The following is a 17,770-nucleotide window of genomic DNA, read 5'->3' as shown; positions in this document are numbered from 1 at the left end:
ATCGAAATGTATAGTATGTTATGTTTGTATATTACTCGTATGTGGCTCGGCGCACGCCGCGGCTACAGTAGGCCAATTCACCGGCGGCCGGACAATGGAATCGGCCGCGCAACGTTGGGGGTACCACCATGCTGGAATTCGTCGTCATCGCGCTGTTCGGTGCACTCGCGCTCGCGGTCAGGTTCCCCGCTATCGCTCGGTGGGGTGGCGTTTTGCTGATCCTGGATTCCGTACTCTCGCTGCATCCTGCGCTCGGCCACGGCATTCTGATCTCGACCGTGTGGTTGGTGGTCGGCGTGACCGTCTGGCTCTTCGGCCATCTCGTGGAGGCTTACCGCATCGGCTATTGGCGTTCATGGATTGCCATGCAGGCTTTCCGACTGCCACTGTTGAGACGATTGCGTCCGGTATTCGCTTGAACTGCGGTCCGCAATGCCACTCGACGAGCCCGAACGGACCGGCGTCGCGCACGCGATCCGAGGTGCATCGAATCTCGAAATCTACGACGGATTCACACATGAGTGCCCGGATTAATCGATTCCTGTCCACCCGCACTTCCTGCTCACGCGGCCACGTGGTGATCGCCGACAGTGATCACGCTTCGGCCGAGTCCTCAGAGTCGAGGTCGCCGAGACCGGTTCACGCTGTCTCCTGCCGACCTTCTGGGCGAGGGACGAATGTCGGCGACCGCCGACAGCTCTTCTCGCCCCGATGTCTCCGCCCGACGCTTTGCGTGGTCCGCCAGAATTGCATGCCTACGTTGCTCGGCGTAGCTGATCTCGTGGGACAGACGATGATGCACTTCGGGTTGATCCGCGGGCGACACCGAATCGAGCTGCCGTCGAAGAGTCTGCACCCGAGTCTCGTAGTGCTGGGCGACAACCATCACGAAGACCGCGCGCAGATACAAGTCTGGATGGCTGCCGGGAATCGTCAGTGGCGGCACGGCGAGTTCGGTCGCCAGCCCTGGGTCCGATCCCAGTCGCTCCATGACGTTGGTGATCCACTCGTTGACGTCGGCAGGGGCGGACCTGGTGCCGCCGAGGTCGATGATGCTCGCGTGCAACCGCGCGTGTCGAGGCTGTTCGAACGTCTCGCGCGGAAGCTCATCGAATCCGTGGGCTGCGGCCAAGACAGGGAACTGAAGGGCGGTTTGTAGGGCTGTGCGTTGCCAGCGCGTTCGTGCGGGCGATTGGTCCTCGTGCGCGTCTGTCGGCGCGGACGAGGGTGGGGGTTCGATCGCGCCGACCAGTTCGAGTGCGGCGTCGGGATCGACGCCGGTCCAATCTGCGAGTTGGCGGGTGTACTCGCTACGGGTGATCGGATCGTGGAGTTGCTGGAGCACGGTGGCTCCGTGGTGGGTGGCGGCGATTCGGCCTTCGACGGTGGTGATGTCGTGCTCGCTGAGTGCGGCGCGAAGAACATACTCGATCAGGGCGGTGCGGGAGAGAATCAGTTCATGCAGCCCTTCGTCACCGGACCGCTGGCGGAGATCGCATGGGTCGGCTCCTTCTGGTGCGATCGCGACCGAAGAGCGCCCCGGGGTGGCCTTCACGTGGGCAAGAGCCGCGGTGGCGGCTTTTCGCCCTGCGGCGTCGCCGTCGAAGCAGTAAACGATCTCGGTGCGCCAGCGCTGATGGTCTGCGAGCATCCGCCGAAGTGTGTAGTGGTGATGCTCGCCGAACGCGGTGCCACACGACGCCACAGCGTTGGTGATTCCGGCGGCGTGCATCGCCATGACGTCGGTGTAGCCTTCCACGACCACGGCTTGGTGGGTGTCGCCGATCGCGCGGCGGGCCTGGTCGATACCGAAGAGCACCCGAGATTTGCTGTACAGCCGGGTTTCTGGAGTGTTGAGGTACTTCGCTTCCACACGGTCGTGATCGAAGACTCGGCGGGCGCCGAAGCCGAGGACTTCGCCGCTGGCGTTGCGGATCGGCCAGAGCAATCTCGCGTGGAAGCGATCGATCGGGCCGCGTCGCCCCTGGCGTGACAGTCCGGCGGCTTCCAACTCGGGCAATGTGAAGCCCAGTCGCATTAGGTGTTTCGTGAGCTCGTCCCAGCCCATGGGAGCGAATCCCACGCCGAATGCGTCAATGATTCGGGCATCGAAGTTGCGTTCTGTCAGGTATTGCCGTGCAGCGGCGGCCTCGGAATCGGTGTGCAGGCGTTGGCGGTAGAACTCGGCCGCGGCGGCGTTGGCGGCGACGAGCCGCGCGCGAGTGCCGCGGCGTTTCATGGTGGAGGTGCCCCCGCCTTCGTAGCGAAGTCGGTAGCCGCTGCGATGGGCGGCGAGCGTGACCGCGTCTGGGAAGTCGAGGTGCTCGATTCGTTGGAGGAAGGTGAACACATCGCCGCCTTGTCGACAGCCGAAGCAGTGGAACAGGCCGCGTTGAGGGCTGACGTGGAAGGACGGGGTTTGCTCAGGATGGAACGGGCACAGGCCCATGAGACTGCCGGGGCCGGTGGGACGCAGTTCGGCGTAGGCGCCGACGACGATCTCGATCGGTGAGGCGGCGCGGACAGCGGTGATTTCGCTGTCTGGTATGTGGCCGTGTGTGTTCATCGGATTGGGCTCGTGCACAGGGCGGTCTCGTCACGTGATCCGGCGAGGAGCCGGCGGGCGCACGACCGGGACGGGCCGAATCGGCCGTCTCTTCTCCTCTTTCGCCTCAGCGGCCGGTGACGCTGGACTGGACCAAGGCGCTCTGGAACTGTCGAGTCCGGAAGCGGGTCCGACGCTGTGCCGAGCTGCTGTATGCGGCGCGGGTAGCGCGGAGGCCGCGGTGAGGGCCGTGGAGTGGCGGACGGAGTCACGGTGCATGCGGGCGGCATCGACCAGCGACTGCGCACGCGCGATCCGCCGGTCGAGAGCGGCGAGCTCGTTCGCTTGAGCGGCGGTAACCGGCGTGTGTGCCAGCAGCTCGCGCACGCTGGAGAAGTAGTGTGTGCTGCCGGGCTGGTCTGCAATGTCTGGGCCCCAGGTAGTGACGAACCACGGGCCGGGCTCGTTGTCGGACCAGGACCCGGCGGTGAGACGACGGTCCGCGCAGTCGGGTGGAGTGATGTCGACGCGTCCGGCGGCACGAATGTCGGCGACCGTGTCGGCGAGACGGTCGAGTCGGTGTTGGAAGTACGCGGGATCGGTGTGCTGCTCGTGGTGGGGACGCTGTGCGAGATCGATGGCGTCGAGGCGTTGCTCGATAGAGGGCAGAACAGCGGCGGCGGTGTACGCGCGGATCTGATGCCGTAGGTTTTCTCGTTCGACAAGGGCCTCGAAGGCTGATGCGCTGTTGCGCGGGTCGTTGAGCTGGCGAGTGACGGTCTGGAGATCTCGCATCATTCGGATGACCTGGAGCTGGTCGTCATCGCGGTCGCCGGTGGGGGTCGGCTGAGCTTCGGCTTGTTCGAGCAGATCGAGGTAGGTTCTGAATTCAGCAGCGGGCACAGCCTCGAGGCGCAGGCAACTGCGTTGTTCGCCGGTGGCAGGATCTGCTCGATAGATCGCGGCGTCGACGCGTTGGGTCGGGTGCAACTCGGCGGCGACTTCGCGCAGCCACTGCCGGCATTCGAGCTCACTACCTCGGCTGGTCGCCGAGGAGAGCCGTTGCCCGGACTTGAGGCGTACCGCGTATGGCCAGTCCAATTCTTCGGTGACGAGTCGATGCCAGACCCGAAGCTCATCGACGATGTCGGCGAGTTGTCCGCCGCTGGTCGAGCGTGGTCCGGGGCGGGCTTGGCCGTCCTCAGGCGGGGAAAGCAACCTCACCAGTTCAATCCCGGGCCGATCGCTGAGGTTGATGTCGATTCGGCCGGCCCAGTCGCTCACACATTGTTGCTCGAAGACGCTCAGACCTGTCCGGCCGGAAACGAGCAGTTGTTCGAAGGCTCGATGCGCTTCGGCGAGTTCGTGAGTGCTGTCCAGGGCTGTCGCGTCGAGCACTCCCATGTCGACGCGGACGCGGACTTCGGAGGCGACGGCTTGCAGGAACCGGACTCGGTCAGCGGCCTGCGCGATCGACTCGAACCCTTCCTTGCGTACGGCGCTGATGATCGCCAGCGAGGTCGCCACCTCGTCCGGCGAGGTCCTCGAGAAGTTTGTGAGCCAGTTGGCCAACGCATCGGCTTCATCGATTCGAATCTCGTTCAGCCAGCGGATGAAAGCTGTGCGAAGGTCGCGGTGTGCAAGCCCCGGGGCGTGTCGCTCGTGGGTGCGTGGGTCTGCGAGAGGTAGCACCGCTCGGTCGATACGATCCAGGACCGATAGGTGGTAGCGCACCGCCGCGTGGCCGTATTCCTGGGCTGGACCACTGTGATACTCACGCAGGATTTCTCGGACGGCGCGCAGAGTACGGGCGTCGCTGTCGAGCGGTCCGGGGGTGATGGGCGGGATTGAGGCCGGTGCATCCGGTTCGGTCATCGTGATTTCTCCGTGGGGGCAAGTCGGTCGTGGGGTTCGTCGCCTTCTCGGTGGCTCCAGTGGGTGTGGAGTGGCGCGGGGACAGGCTGTGCGTTCGAGTTCGGTGGCGGGTGGTCATATCCGACGCCTGGGCGGCGGTGGCGGTGGCGGCGGTTGCCTCCTCGTCGGATGACGTTTGTCAGCACTGTGTGGTGCAGGTGCCGCCGAGGGAGTGACCTTGTGGCCGGTGGTGGCAGCAGGCGATGATGGGCGTTCGCACAGTTCTTGCGCGCGGTACAGGGCTGTGCGCACGGGTTCGGGGATGTCCAGAGGCGCCAAGATCACCTCGCGCCCCTCGGGGGCGAGGACCGTTGGTTCGGTGGTCACGGCGTCGAGCATCTGCTCGGCGGAGTCGTAGTGCGCGGCACCGATTTCCCGGCGCAGGGTCGGGAACGCCGGATAGAGTTGGTGGACCCGCGCTGTCCATCGCCCGTTCTCGATGCCGAGATACCACTCGTGTTCGCCACGGGGGAGCAGGATCCTGTACGGCTGCCCCGGGACAGCGGTGGTGTCCGGTGTAGGCGGGCCGTCGGCAGGATGCGCCCGGAGAGGTGTTACTACGTGGTGATTCGGGATGGGGGTAGCAGGGTCGTACTGCATGATCCCGGTCAGGGCTGCGGCGGTCGCGGTGCTGAGCGAGGTGTCTGTTTCGATCGCCGTCCAGAGGTAGTCCCGTTGACGCGACAGTAGCGCGTCGAGGACCAAGTCTCGGTGTGGGTCCGCGGGGATCAGGCCGTCCAGATGTATCGCTTGGGTGAGGTGGTGCAGACGCAGCGCATCGCTGAAGCCTCGATGACCTGGTTGCGTTCGGACGGCGGTCAATCGCCTGGTACGGGAGTCGAGCGCGCTGACCGATGGCCAGGCGTACAGTCCGGCTTGTTGGTGGTCTTGATTCACCAAGATCTGGGTGATGTGCGCGTCGATGATCGAACGGTTCTCGGGTCGGAAGTTGTCGGCGTCCATGAGTTGCCGGATGCGGTCGCGCACCTCGGCGATCTTGTGTGAGGTTTCCGTGATCTGCGGTGATGTAGCAGAGTCGAGTGCCGTCAGCCTGGCCATCTGGGCCAGTGCCACCTGGATGTCTGCCAGGACGAATCCTGATGTGGGAACGGTGGTGTGCGCACTGACGAGATCGCGATCATTGATTACCCGTTGGTCGGCTGCCCATAGCCGACGCAATGCGACCTCGGCGTCGTCCGTGCCTGCTGTGGCTGCCAGGGCGACGATCTGTCCGCCGATGTCGGTGCGGGGGATGATGATGTGGTCGAGCCGGTCTGTCGGGAGTCTTGCCTCGTCGTCCGAGCGCACGCGGTTTGTCGCGTTGATCAGGAAATCGGTGACTTTCTCGTAGGCTTCGACGAGCCGATTGAGTTCGTGATGGTCGACGTCAGGAATGCCCGTGGTCACTATTCCATCGGGCTCATGCTCGGCTGACGCTAATCTCAGACCTGTCGCGGCGGGGCTGCCGATCTCGGCACGCACGAATCGCACACGCTCGAGGTCGAATACGGTTCCGTGCAATTCGACGGTGGGGTCGGTGGGGTCGGCGGCGAAGGCCGAGATCGCGAGTTGGCTGATCAGCCATTCCTGGGCGTGGCTCGCCGAGTCGAACTGGCTCGCCCGCGGCTGCCTCGATGGCGCGGTGGAGCCGGCGTGCATCTCGAGGTCCACCCATTGACAAACCGCACCGTATCGGCCGTGCGGTTGCGCTAGGGCCTCGGTGTCGATCTCGAGCAGCACTTGGGCGAGAAGCAGGTGAGCGGGTTGCGATAGTGGTGCCGAGTTCAATGCCACGGCGTGGATTTCGCGACGGATGCCCGCGCGAACCTCGTGCAGTCCGCGAGTCCGCGAGCTGGTCGGGTCGGCGTCGTAGGCAGATTTCCACTCGTCGACACAGGCGCGGTATTCGCGGGCGAGTTCGTCGGCGGCGACGACGGTCAGCGGATTCTGCCCCGTCACGCGGGTAGCGTCGATCCCGTTGCGGCCGAGAAGCGTCAGCCGGAAGGCAATGTCCGGTGCGGACCCCCGCAAGTCGTACAGCGTCCTCTCCTCGGCGCCCGCGGTGATGGTTGCTCGGTATCGTCGGCTACCGGGATCGAATTGGTCGGTGACGATCAGTCGGTGCTGGAGCCACTCTCGTGCCATCCAAGGTCTACGGAATCGTGCGAATTCGCTTCCGAATGGCTGGGCGTCGGGATCGGTCTCCGAAAAGCTCGCCTCGTACGGGCCGCCAGGATCTGGAAGTAGAAGCGGCCCGGTCATGATCGCCTCCTACCGTGTCCTGGGTGATCGCCGTCGGTCGGTGGCCAGTCGGCCATCAGCGGTGAGAGCGCGGTGTCGGCGGAATGTAGTTGCGCGCGTACGGTGTCGACCTGCGCGTGAAGGCTCGGATTGTCCAGCATGGCCATGATTTCGCGTCTGCTCTGGCGCAACGCGTGCGAACAAGCCTGGACGGTGCCCGGCTCGAGGTGCTGTCGTGAAAGGGTCTGGCGGAGGGCATCGGCGAGATGTCGATAGTCGATGACCAGGGTTCGGAGTAGGCGTACGTCATGGTCCGGCATTCCGAGTACGAGGGTGCCGTCGAACTCGGTGACAGCGCGAAGACCTTCGGTGATCGATTGTGACGAACCGTGTGCTCGATAGACCGTCGACTCCGGGGTGGTGCGGGTGTCGGTGATGTGAATGTGCAGACCTGTGGTCTGGCCTGCGTGGCGGGCATGGATGTTGTGGACGAGGTATTCGCGGGCATGGCGGGCGCTGGCGAAGCGGTGGTCGAGCAGTCGATCCGTGGTGTCCGGCGCGGGCGAGTACCCGGACGGTGATGGTGGCGTTGTGTGGTCGAGGACCGCGCGAATGGATCCGTCGGGGCTGATGAGGCGAGCGAGGTCGGCGGTGCGCAGTCGCGCGTTCGCGCGCTCTGCGACAGCGGCGGAGAGGGCGCCGAGGCACAGCAGCGTTGCGATGTGTCCGCGCAGCCCTGCCTGGACGGTGGTGGTGTCTCTCTCGTGCGCGGAGTTCTCGTACGCCTCGAGCAGCGACTTCAGGATTCTGAGATCGGTGTCGGCGTCGCCGGTGACCGGTGAGTGATCGGCCCGTGCACGGGCCAGCGCGTCCAGAGTGGCAGCCACGTCGTCGCGAGGGCCGGTTCCGTCGTAGATGACGCGCCGATGAGCGGGAGCGGACCGGTCCTCGACCGAGGCGCGGTACGAGTCCGGTGCCTTGGCGCCGTCGACTGGTGGATGGGTGAGGCGGTACCGAATCCAATGCCGGGCCAGCCATGGGGAGGCGAAGTTCGCCCGGTGTTCGGTGAGGACCCGGGTGTAGGCCGGGTCGAGGGTTTGCAGTTTCGCCTGGAATTGGCCGTCGTCCTGCGTCGGTGGGCACCAAGAGCCCGGCATCGAGGTCGGTACGGTGTTGTTGTGCAACGGGTTTGCTCCCATCGGTCGGCGGGCGGTGTTCAGCCGCGGCGTGATGTGGTGGTGGCGGGTCGTGGACGGAAGTGCTGTTGCCAGAACCGTCGAGATCGTTCGCTCGGGCTGAAGGTGCGTCGTCTTCGCGACGCAGGCTGCGGGGGTGTCGAGGTCAGTGGCGAGGTGACCGCTGAGGGGTCTGGAGCGCGGGGGCCTTGGTGGCGGGCGTCGCGTCCGGTGGGGACCGCACGTTCGGCCCATCTGGCGCGCCGGTCTCTGCCGGTGACCGCGTGAGCCGCCGCTTTTCGCGCGTGTTCGTCGATGGATGCGCGCACGGTCGCCAAAGTCGGTCGGTCGGCTCCGGCGTCGACCAGTTGCCGTCCGAGAGCGTTGAGCGTGTTCTCGTATCGACGCAGGAGTCGATCGCGGCGTTCGGTCCCGGCGGCGACGGCTTCGATTACGGCGGCCAGGCCCTCCAGTGAGGCGTTGATCGCCTCGTTTCGGGCGTGGGGGTTCGGGGCGGGGTCGAGCAGGACTCCGGTGCCTTCGAGCAGCGTGGTCAGTTCGTGCGCGGCGCGACCGGGGCGTTCGTCGGTGTCGGCATGAGGTAGGTCGTCCCGGAGGAATGCGTCGATGGTTCGGCAGGTGTCCTCATCCACGCTGAGGTCGCTCAGGCACTGCTGCATCCGCCCAGTGGCGGTGGCGAAGCGATCGCTGGAGTGGCCGATCGCGCCGTCGTCTTCCCGCAGTGCGTCGAGGATGTCGTCGAGCGGGCCGTGCAGCGCGGCGGGGATCCGCGCGGTCGACGGATCCGCCGGGCCCAGCAGCTCGGATTGTGTCAGCGTTTCGGTGACGCGCGCGACTGCGCCGGCGGCGATGTCGCGGCCGCGCATGCGGTGCCGGTACTGATCGGCCGCGCGTTTGGAGTCTTCTTCGACCCACAGCAGGGTTGGGAGGTCTGTCCTGCCGGTGTCGATGTCGTGGAGCGTGGCGCGGATCTGCGTCCTTTCGATCGGAGCCAATCCGGGGCCGTTCTCGGCGACGGCGAGTAGATGGTGGCGATGGGTGCGCGCCTTCTCGACGAGTTGATGCATGTCGGCGGTGATCGACTGCGCAGGATCATCGGCGAATCGGTCGGCGGCGGTGTGTAGTTGCTTCACGACCGCGAGATAGTCGCGCAGTTGAGCGGTGACCTGGAGGCGATCCACACCGACCGCCTGCGATGCCGTGGGCACGGGTGGGTGCGGCGCCGAGGTTGGCGGTGCGGGTTCAGGTGGCGGCGCGGCGCCGGGTGCGCCGGGATCAGCGATGGGTTGTGCAGGGTTGGCGCCGCCGGTGCGCGAGCGATCGCCGGCCCCTGGTCGGTCGTCTGTCGGGTCAGGTGGTTGTCGTGGGGCCTGCTCGGGTGCGGCGGGGTCGGTCCTCGGTTCGACCGGCGTGTTCTCGGCGGAGTTTGTGTCGACCTGTTGGTGGGGCCCCTGCTGCTGGTCGCCGTAGCGACTGTCTGCGGGGGCGGGCATTGCGTTGACCGGTTGCGCGTCCGGGACTGCGGTTGAGACCTGCGGTGACGCGGGCGCGATGAACAGCGGCGGCGTGTCGAGGAGGTCGACCGAATGCGGCGAGTCGTGGTTGTCGGTGAGGTAGTCGATGACGAAGAGCACCTGAGACCGGTCCGGACCGTCGAGGTCCGTGGCCGCGAGTCCGTCGGCCAACTCGGCGCGGCGGTCTTGCATGGCTTCGGTGGAGGGCGTGTCCGTTCCGAGGCTCGCCCAGGTGTCGATCAACTGCCTCGCGTGGGTGCGTCCGGCGTCGTCGACCTCGGAGTCGTCGAGCAGTGTGGTTACCGCGGTCGCGGCAGCCTGTCTGCGCAGGTATCGGGCGCTCTCTTCGAGCGCGGTCTGAATGTGGGTGGCCGGGTAGTCGGGATCAACGGTCAGCGTCCGGCCGGAGGGATCGATGAGCAGCCCCATCTCGCTGCGATAGAACTCGGTCAATTGATCGAGGGCTTTACGCGCGATCGGTGAGCTGTCGCTCCATGCGAGCGCGTCCACCAGCGCGGCCGCGACATCCTCGCGCGGCCCTGCCAGATCGAGCCGTTGCAGACGTGCTTCGGCATCGCGCCGCTGCTCGGTCGTCTTCTCCGCGTAGCGCGCCATCGCGGCGTCGTCGCCGTCGGCGATTCCGGCGAGTTCGTCGTGTCGTTCACGGATCTGTTTGGCGGCGCGGTTCATCGCCAAGGCCGCGAGGAGCATCGCCAAGCGTTGCCACAAGCCGACGGCGCGTACGCTCGTGCGCTTGCCTGGGTGTGCGGTCGCGCTGGCTGGGTCGTCCTCGGAAGCCATGGCTGATACCTCCCACGGTTGGTCAGAGTGAGCGTCGTTGACGGTGATTCGTTGGGTTGACGACCCGACGAATCGGCGGTTTGTACGGGCTGGAGGCGACGGGGCGGTCACTCCGGCGGCCGGGAATTGTGGTGGCGGGCCGGGGGCTGTCCCCCGCGCTCGGTCGCGGTGGTTCGTTCGGGGGCCCGGTATAGGTGGTCGCACACAGGTCGTGGTCGGTCGCGGTGATGGTGGAGCGTGGCACGACTGCGCAGAATCCCGGCTCCGCCTCGGGGCCGGTGCCGCGCCGGAGGCTGGCGACCGCCCGCAGGACTTTCTGGCTCTCGACTCCGTGACCGGAGCTGATGAACAGCACCGAGTCGCGCACCGGGGTCCTGGTTCCGGGGCGATGGGGGTCCGCGGGCGCGGCGGACCAGGGCTTGTCCAGTAGCCACAGCGAGGCCGCGCGGCGTTGTCTGAGCGCGGGGAACATGTAGTCGGGCAGGTCGATGACCGCTTCGAGCACCCCGGATGCGGCCATGTAGGCGCGAATCGCCTTCTCGCGGGGGCTGCGTGATCGCCCGGCGCTGCTCGACATGAGCACCACGGCGCGGCCGCCGGGATTCAGTCGATCCCAACTGTGTTGGAGCCATGCGTAGCTCGCGGTGGCGTGCGGAGTGCCGAAGGGCCAGACCATGTCGGCGAAGAGCGGATCCTGTCTCCACGGGGTCGATTTCCATGGAGGGGCGGCGAGAACGATGTCGAAATGCTGATCCGGGGACGCCGCGTATGTCGGTGCCTCGGTGTGGATTCGACCATGGGCGCCTACCAGGTCCAGGTGCAGGGCTGCGAGCAACATCGTGTGCCGTGAGTGCGCGCGGCCCGCGAGTCGGACGTCGGGCACAGGCGATGCGCCCGACGTCGTGCCGGTGGTGATGGCGTGCAGGTCCTCCGGCGTGCTGCCGTCGAGGTAGGGAAGACGGTGCCGCAGGTGGGTGCCCGCCGCGGCGAGCATGATCGCGTAGTCGGCGATCGGTGCGTACACCCTCGCCGCGGGACCGGGATCGGCGAGTTCGACAGCAAGCCGTTCGATTTCGGGCGGCACCGGCACGGCGGACTCGGCGGGGGTGTCGCGTGCGGATCGTTGCAGCAGCGCCGAGAACACTTGCGCGCTGATCGGCGTGGGGACCTCCCAGACGTGGCGCTCCGGCGGTGGTCCACTGATCAGATCGTCGACGACCTCGATGATTCGGCGCAGTCGATCCGGATGTTCGATCGCCAGATGGCGGGCTGCGTTGTCGGCCAGGAGTTGGTCAACGGTCAGGTGTGCTTCAAATCGGGTGAGCAGGTGGACGGCACTGCGCCGATCCGTGGCCAGGACCTCTGACCACAGTTCGGGTTGGAAGACCGCACGATGGACCAGGGCGAAGGCCAGATCTCGCATGTGCGAGGTTCGGATGGGTGCGCTCAACGCGGTGAGGGTCTTCCATCCTTCGTCCATGCGCTGCGTGAATCCCATGGGGCGCAGGTCAGCCATCGGCGTCGCCCTCCCGGTCCCTCCGCCTCACCGAAGGACTCGGGCACGACCGCGAAGGGAAGGTCTGGTCGGGTGATCGCCTCTCGCTTCTCACGAACCCGTCGCAGGCCCGCGGCGTGTTTCGCTGCGACCGTGACTCGAATTCAGTTTCTGCGCAGCGTGTTTCGTCCGGCGGGGTCATGGCGCGGTCTCTTCTGCCCTGGACTGGACGTCCTTGTCGACGAAGATCTCGCGTTCCGGGTCTTCGGAGGGGCGCGCGGTGGGCGCGATGTATGCGCAGTTGTCGTGGGAACAGTCGGCGAGCAGGCGAGCGATCGCGTCGAGAGCCGAGCGATACCACTGGGTGTGCCAGGCGGTGAGGTCTTCGCGATATTGAGCGACCGCGTCGGGCTCGGTCAGATACGCCGCCTTGTGCGCGACCATCAGCGCAGTGAGCTCTTCCCTGACGGGACGATGGCGGTACCAGCACGGCTTGATCCGCGATTCCAGTGAATAGGTGACGCGCAGCCAGTCGACCCATTCGTTCAACTCGGTCCACAATCGGCGCGCGCCGTCGACGGCGAGTCCATCCCAGTAGTAGGCGCAGTGCACCAACTCCCCCGAGCCGTCGGCGACCGCGGAGTCGTGACCGTTCTCTGCGTAGGGGGGGTGGGTCATCCTGTCTCCCCCACGATGAATGTCTTGTCGAGGCGGTACTTGTCGGGGACCTGGCCGCTGTTGATCACCCGCTCGAATTCGGCGAGAGAGGCTTGCACCCGGGCCCTGTGCGCGGGGACCTGCCAGACGGTGGGCAGATGGACCTTCACCGGAGGTGCGTTGCGGTAGAGCAGCAGCCCGTGGTCGGTATCCATCTCGCGCAGCTCGGCGGCGGTCATGACCGGTTCGTCGTGCAACTGGAAGGACGGGCGGCCGCTGCCGATGGTGGCTCGCCACTCTTTCCGGTTGCCGATCAGGCGGGAGATGTCGTTGAGTTCGTCGCCGCGCATTCCCGGCAGGATCAGCATCGCCGGGGCCGAGTAGGCCAGCATCTTTCCCCCGTGATCGCCCCAGCGCTGCTGATTCTGGGCCTGGTTGTGCGCGAAGGCCCAGACGTTGATTCCGCGGCCGCCGCTGTCGGAGAAGATCGACGGCAGGTCGGGGATGGGTGCGACGTTGTTGACCTCGTCGAGGATCAATCGCACGGGCGGGTCGAGTCGACCGGACGGATGTTTCTGGGAGGCTCGATCGGCGACGTGGTGGACTTCGGCGGCCAGGGCGGCGACGAACGGGGCCATGGACCCGGAGGTGCCCTTGGATACGAGATAGAGTGTGTTACTGCGCTTTTGGTCCAGTACGAAGTGTGCGACGTCGAAGGATTCGCTTTGGGGGACGTCGATGGCGGCCATGAGTTTGGGTGATGCCAGGGGTTCGAGCAGGCGGGCGGCGGCGGCGATGACGTCGTCGGAGGATTCCGAGGCGGAGTCGAGGATCTGTTCGAGTTCGGCTGCCCAGTCCGGCAGGCTCGCGGCGAGAATCTCGCGAGCGGTGGTGGTGGTGCGCGAGGAGACCCATTTGCGTAGCTCGCGGATGCGGATCTGGCGAAGTGCGGCGGCGTGCAGGTAGCAGCGCAGCAGGGTGGCGGCCTTGTTCTCGAAGTAGCCGCCGTTCTTGGTGCCTTCCATGGGCATCGCCTTGGCCATGGCCGCGGCGCGGCGGATCGCGGTGTCGGGGTCTTCACATCCGGCCAGGATCGACCAGCGGATGCGTGCGGGCCATTCGGTGAGGTTTTCGGGGTCGAAGACGGCGACCTTGCCGACTTCGGCTCGCTCGGCGATCGTCGCGCCGAGCACGTCGTGGGATTTGGTGGTCGTGGCCAGGACGAATCCTGGTGCGCTGTGCACCAGTTGGCAGGCGATGCGCCAGGTCTTGCCCGAGCCGGTCGGTCCCTCGACCAGCACGGCGTCGCGGTGTTGGAGGTAGACGATCTCGCGCTTGTTCTCGGCGAGGGCGCCGAGAGGCACTCCCAGCTTGGCCGGGTCGAGCCCGGCGGGTCGGCGGTGGAACAGGGCGGGCAGTTTCATCGCCGCCACCCGCGTGGGAGCCGCAGTCGCGCGGTCATCGGCAGGCGGGACCCGGCGGCGAGTACCGGGTATTCGGCCGCGGCTTTGTCGATGGCGCCGTCGGCGTCCAATCCGGCGCGCCGCAGGTCGCTGACCTTGGCCATGCCGGGATTGCTGCGGCGCCGTCGCCGGCGCGCGTCGTACTCGGCGCGCGCGATCATGATCGTCGAGGCGACGGTGATGGCGACGACGATGATGCAGGTCCAGGTCAACCACGCCGGTCCGGGCCGAGGGTCGTCGGGCCAGGCGGCCGCGGGATCACTCATATCGCCGAAGAGCGCGAAGACGGTGGCGTAGGCCCCGGCCCAGCCGGGGGCGGCGATGCCGTGGCCGGACAGCAGCGCCGAGAGGGCTCCTCCGCCGAAGATGGCGCAGGCGCCCACCACGGCGGCGAACAGGGACAGCTCCATTCCGGCGGGCAGCAACGCACGTTCGCGCACCGGCGCGAGCGGCATGGTGTCGCGGGTTTCGGGTTCTCTCATCTGGTCCTCCCCTGGGATGGGATCGGGCCGGTTCCGCACACCCCGGGCAAGGGATGCCATGGTTCGGAATCGGCGGTGGGCAAACGTCTTCGGTCGGTGGGCATGCGGAACCGGCCCGTGGATTTCGGACCGGCCGGGTGGTCGGCGGCCGGGCGGGGCGCGGTTGGGGGCGTGGAGGGCTCGCTCATTGGGTCAGCGCCCCTGTGACCGCGGTATCGGTATCGGTCAGCACGATTTCGTGGGGTGAGCGGATGTGTTCGAGCAGGAATGGGTCGCGGTTGCCGATCTTGACCAGGGCCTGTCCGCGCCCCAGTCTCATCAGGGCTTCCTCGGTTCCGGCCGGGAGTCGATACATCCGGCAGGTCTCGCGTACGTCGTCCTCGCGGTCCTGGCCGTAGAGCACCACGATCGAGGCTTCTTGCATGAGTGATCGCGCGGGGGAGGACTCGGGCAGGTCGGAGATGTGATGGAACGCCGAGACGGTGCCCATTCCCAGGCCGCGCGAGAGTTTCATGTTGGCCTGGAACACTTCGCCGGTCGATCCCTGGGCGACGTGCCATCCTTCCTCGACGATGAGCATGGTCTGTTGGAAGCGGCTCGAGCGGCCGGCGAGGCGGTTGGCCAGCCAGGTGTTGATGACGGTCATCACGATCCGCAGCGCGGGCCCGTCGGTGGGCAGGGCGGAGAGGTCGAAGTGCACGAGGCTGTTGTGTTCGAGTGCGTCGCGGACCTCGGCGCTGGTTTCCTCGTCGACCAGACCTTTGAGGTCGCGGTCGGCCAGGCGCAGCAACGCCAGTCCCGGTTCCTGTCCCCATTCCAATGCCCTCTGCCCCCAACGCCGGCCGAGTACGGCGCCGTCGTCGGTGTGGGGGTCGAGCAGGCGCATCGCGAGTTCGCGGATCACCGGCGCGCGGTGCGCGGCGCGCGCGTCGGCGTTGACTTTCTCCAATGCCATTCCGACGGCGGCTTTTTCGCGTTCGTCCAGAGTCCGCCCCATGCTGTCTTCGAGTACCGCGAGAACGAGTGCTTCCTGTCCGGCGGGCACGATGCCGTCCAGGCCGCCGCGGTGTTCGCCGCCGGTGGAGATCGCGGGATCGAGCAAGTTCACACACGCCCCGCCGCCGCCGGTCTTGAATCGGATGCTGGCGGCGTCCATCGCGCGGGCGATGGGGGTGTACTCCCCCGCGCCGGACTGTGGTTTGCGGTCCAGGATCACCACTTGGCGGCCCGTGATGAGTTGGCGGATGCAGAACGCGGACTTGATGAGTGAGGATTTTCCACGTCCGATGTCGCCGATCAGGCACACGTTGATGCCGGAGATCTCTTCGCCGTAGAGGGAGAACGGGTCGAGGATCTCGAGTTCCTGGCTGATCGTGTTCAACCCCGCCGCGACGCCTTCTTGGCGCACCGAGCGGCGACTGGTCGCGAGGTTGAGCGCCTCGGCCTGGCGGGTGGTGGTCCACGCGCCTTCGGCGCGGTGCTCGTACCAGCCGAGTTTGTCCAGCCACCGACGCCGCTTGGGGGCCGGGCGGCGCACGCGCGCGCCCGCATCGGGATCCGACCCGGTCCTCGCGGGTCGGCCGGCGGCGGGCAGTCCGAGCACGCGGCGCGCCAGACCGCGTGGTGGGCGCGGCGGCCGCGCCGGGCGCTCGGGCTGTGGGGCTGTCGCGGTGGTGGATGGTTCGAGTGGTTCGCGGGTGGTGGTCATGGCGGTCACCGGGTGTAGCTGGTCGCGGCGAGGCCGCGACCGAGTGGCAGGGTGGCGAACAAGGCGATGTCGTGATCGTCTGTTGCCCAGTCGATGTCGCTGATGGCTGATTCGCCGGCGGCTTCACCGACGCGCAGGCAGGCGCGTTCGAGGTCTTCTTCGTCGCGGCCGGTGACCGCGACGGCGAGGCTGTAGATGACGCCGTGATGGCCCGAGCCCGGGGTGAGGTCGCTGCGGCGTCGGTCCGAGGCCGAGAGCAGTACGTCGCTGGATCCGTCGTCGATCTTGCCTTTCTGGCGTTCCTTGAGTTTGCGGGCCTCGTCGGCGGTGAAGTCCCCGCGCGCGGCGGCGCGGGCACGGGCGGCCGGGACGAAGTCCAGGCGGACCGAGACCGTGCGGATGGTCGGCATGGGAGCGGTGTCGTCGTCGCCGGGATCGGCGTCGACGCCGGTCAGCAGCGGCGCCAGCCACAACGGGCCCAGGGGTGCGGGTTCGATGGCGCGGGCGGGGATGGTGCCGACGCGGGTGCGCCATCGCCCGTCCGGGGCGATGGCGACCGAGTCGCGGCCGCCGATGTAGGTGGGCCAGCAGTTCGACCAGTCGGCGTCGCCGTGGCGGGCCAGCCGATAGCCGGGATCGATGCAGGCCCGCAGCACCGCGCACGCCCGGCGTTCGCCGTAGACCTCGACTCGGCCCATGCCCGCGATGGCGAGAAGTCTGGTGGCTCTCTCGGTTTCGTCGCGTATCAGTTGGGCGATGGCGCCGTGGATGGTGGCGTTCTTGGTGCGGGCGATGCGGGCGGTCTCGGCCATGAAGGTTTCGGTCTGCGGGAAGCGCAGGCACACGTAGGTGCGGTGTTCCTCGGCCAGCGGGGTGAGTACGTCCAGCAGCGCGCCGTAGGAGGCGACCGCCGGGAGCAGGCGCTGATCGGTGAGCGCGCCGACCTGTGTTTCGGCCCAGCGTTCGTGCGGTGCCATGTCGTGGGGGACCGACCGGTGCACGATCTGGATGCCGCGGATGAAACTGCTGGGCTTGGCGAGGTTGGCCAGGAAGGCTCCGAACGCGGCGGAGGTGGCGGCGTAGGCGGTGTCGCCGCGCAGACCGCTGGCGACCCCGTCCACGGCCAGCACGACCGAGAAGTAGGTCCGCTCCCCCGGGTTGGCGTGACGCAGGATGAACATCTCGTCCAGGCCGGTGCCCGAGACATCCAGCGGCGCGGTGTTTCCCAGCGCGACGGGGAACTCCCAGCCGGGATCGCGGTCGGGCCGTCCGAAGGCGGGGTCGGCGCGGTGGCGGTAGATGTGTTCGCCGCGGCGGCGCCGGTCCCAGGTGCGCACGGCGTGCAGGCGGGTGGCGGCGAAGGAGCGGTTCCCGCCCCATTCCATGGTGGCAGCGAACACCGCGCCGAGCCCGACGATGATGCCCACCAGGGTCGCGATCGAGGTTCCGGCCAGGACGTAGAGGGCGATCGCGACCAGGATCGAGATCGCCCAGCTCGCCATCACCGGCTGGGACAGCCCGAGCCAGGAGCGGCGCGCGATCTCCCCGCCCAGGATGTAGGTGCGTTGGTGGCTCATTGCTGCTGCTCCGCTTCTCCCGGTGACGCCTCCGCGGCGGAGCGGGCCTTGTTCAGCGCGGCCGCCGACGCCTGCGCCGCGATCGGCACCGCCAGCGAGGCGGCCGATCCCGCGCCGGAGAGCACCTTCCCGGCCGTCGCGCGTGCGCCCGCCCCGGCGCGCGCACCCGCGCCACCC

13 protein-coding genes are annotated in these 17,770 nt (G+C 67.3%); 1 reads left to right on the top strand and 12 read right to left on the bottom strand.

Annotated elements, in window-relative coordinates; all coding sequences use genetic code 11:
- Positions 1-128: 128 nt before the first annotated feature.
- Positions 129-419: a hypothetical protein gene (locus ON30_RS35005; protein ID WP_040714724.1), complete on the top strand. Its 291-nt coding sequence runs from the start codon at positions 129-131 to the stop codon at positions 417-419.
- A gap of 194 nt (positions 420-613) precedes the next feature.
- Here ON30_RS35005 and dnaG read toward each other — a convergent pair whose 3' ends face one another.
- From dnaG to ON30_RS34945, 12 genes are all read right to left on the bottom strand, one after another.
- A complete protein-coding gene (dnaG, locus tag ON30_RS35000) occupies positions 614-2,584 on the bottom strand; it encodes a DNA primase (protein ID WP_051030446.1) in 1,971 nt (656 codons plus the stop codon).
- A 12-nt stretch (positions 2,585-2,596) separates the two neighbouring features.
- The gene (locus ON30_RS34995) at positions 2,597-4,420 is read right to left on the bottom strand and encodes a hypothetical protein (protein WP_157184069.1); all 1,824 of its coding nucleotides are present in this window, start codon (positions 4,418-4,420) and stop codon (positions 2,597-2,599) included.
- A 114-nt stretch (positions 4,421-4,534) separates the two neighbouring features.
- Entirely contained in the window at positions 4,535-6,721 is a 2,187-nt protein-coding gene (locus tag ON30_RS34990; protein WP_157184068.1) for a hypothetical protein, read from the bottom strand.
- A complete protein-coding gene (locus ON30_RS34985; protein ID WP_157184067.1) occupies positions 6,718-7,857 on the bottom strand; it encodes a hypothetical protein in 1,140 nt (379 codons plus the stop codon). Before ON30_RS34985 ends, ON30_RS34990 begins: the two co-directional genes overlap by 4 nt.
- 59 nt (positions 7,858-7,916) lie before the next feature.
- Complete coding sequence (locus tag ON30_RS34980; protein WP_157184066.1) at positions 7,917-10,322, bottom strand: hypothetical protein; 2,406 nt, start codon at positions 10,320-10,322, stop codon at positions 7,917-7,919.
- Positions 10,234-11,727, bottom strand: a complete 1,494-nt coding sequence (locus ON30_RS34975) for an N-6 DNA methylase (RefSeq protein ID WP_040714714.1) — start codon at positions 11,725-11,727, stop codon at positions 10,234-10,236. Before ON30_RS34975 ends, ON30_RS34980 begins: the two co-directional genes overlap by 89 nt.
- A gap of 177 nt (positions 11,728-11,904) precedes the next feature.
- Positions 11,905-12,384 carry a hypothetical protein gene (locus ON30_RS34970; protein WP_040714713.1) on the bottom strand — a complete coding sequence of 160 codons (480 nt, stop codon included), beginning with the start codon at positions 12,382-12,384 and terminating at the stop codon, positions 11,905-11,907.
- Entirely contained in the window at positions 12,381-13,787 is a 1,407-nt protein-coding gene (locus ON30_RS34965) for a type IV secretory system conjugative DNA transfer family protein (RefSeq protein ID WP_083911934.1), read from the bottom strand. Before ON30_RS34965 ends, ON30_RS34970 begins: the two co-directional genes overlap by 4 nt.
- Entirely contained in the window at positions 13,784-14,308 is a 525-nt protein-coding gene (locus ON30_RS34960) for a hypothetical protein (RefSeq protein WP_040714711.1), read from the bottom strand. The genes ON30_RS34965 and ON30_RS34960 overlap by 4 nt, the downstream gene beginning before the upstream one ends.
- Positions 14,309-14,492: 184 nt before the next feature.
- Positions 14,493-16,016, bottom strand: coding sequence for a putative type IV secretion/conjugal transfer ATPase (locus tag ON30_RS34955; RefSeq protein ID WP_157184065.1), 1,524 nt, complete (start codon positions 16,014-16,016; stop codon positions 14,493-14,495).
- A gap of 5 nt (positions 16,017-16,021) precedes the next feature.
- Positions 16,022-17,593: an SCO6880 family protein gene (locus ON30_RS34950; protein WP_040714709.1), complete on the bottom strand. Its 1,572-nt coding sequence runs from the start codon at positions 17,591-17,593 to the stop codon at positions 16,022-16,024.
- Positions 17,590-17,770: hypothetical protein (locus ON30_RS34945; protein WP_040714707.1), on the bottom strand; the 181-nt coding region annotated here is incomplete at its 5' end. The genes ON30_RS34950 and ON30_RS34945, both read right to left, overlap by 4 nt.

Source organism: Nocardia takedensis NBRC 100417 (assembly GCF_000308695.1).
Lineage (GTDB): Bacteria > Actinomycetota > Actinomycetes > Mycobacteriales > Mycobacteriaceae > Nocardia > Nocardia takedensis.
The sequence above is the reverse complement of the archived record's forward strand: the minus strand, read 5'-3'. Positions and strand labels throughout refer to the sequence as shown.

Excerpts from the sequence above, each read along its gene's own strand:
- ON30_RS34965 (WP_083911934.1), bottom strand. The coding sequence starts at position 13,787 with ATGAAACTGCCCGCCCTGTTCCACCGCCGACCCGCCGGGCTCGACCCG.
- ON30_RS34975 (WP_040714714.1), bottom strand. The coding sequence starts at position 11,727 with ATGGCTGACCTGCGCCCCATGGGATTCACGCAGCGCATGGACGAAGGA.
- ON30_RS34960 (WP_040714711.1), bottom strand. The coding sequence starts at position 14,308 with ATGAGAGAACCCGAAACCCGCGACACCATGCCGCTCGCGCCGGTGCGC.
- ON30_RS35005 (WP_040714724.1), top strand. The coding sequence starts at position 129 with ATGCTGGAATTCGTCGTCATCGCGCTGTTCGGTGCACTCGCGCTCGCG.
- ON30_RS34985 (WP_157184067.1), bottom strand. The coding sequence starts at position 7,857 with ATGCCGGGCTCTTGGTGCCCACCGACGCAGGACGACGGCCAATTCCAG.
- ON30_RS34970 (WP_040714713.1), bottom strand. The coding sequence starts at position 12,384 with ATGACCCACCCCCCCTACGCAGAGAACGGTCACGACTCCGCGGTCGCC.
- ON30_RS34990 (WP_157184068.1), bottom strand. The coding sequence starts at position 6,721 with ATGACCGGGCCGCTTCTACTTCCAGATCCTGGCGGCCCGTACGAGGCG.
- ON30_RS34955 (WP_157184065.1), bottom strand. The coding sequence starts at position 16,016 with ATGACCACCACCCGCGAACCACTCGAACCATCCACCACCGCGACAGCC.
- ON30_RS34995 (WP_157184069.1), bottom strand. The coding sequence starts at position 4,420 with ATGACCGAACCGGATGCACCGGCCTCAATCCCGCCCATCACCCCCGGA.
- ON30_RS34950 (WP_040714709.1), bottom strand. The coding sequence starts at position 17,593 with ATGAGCCACCAACGCACCTACATCCTGGGCGGGGAGATCGCGCGCCGC.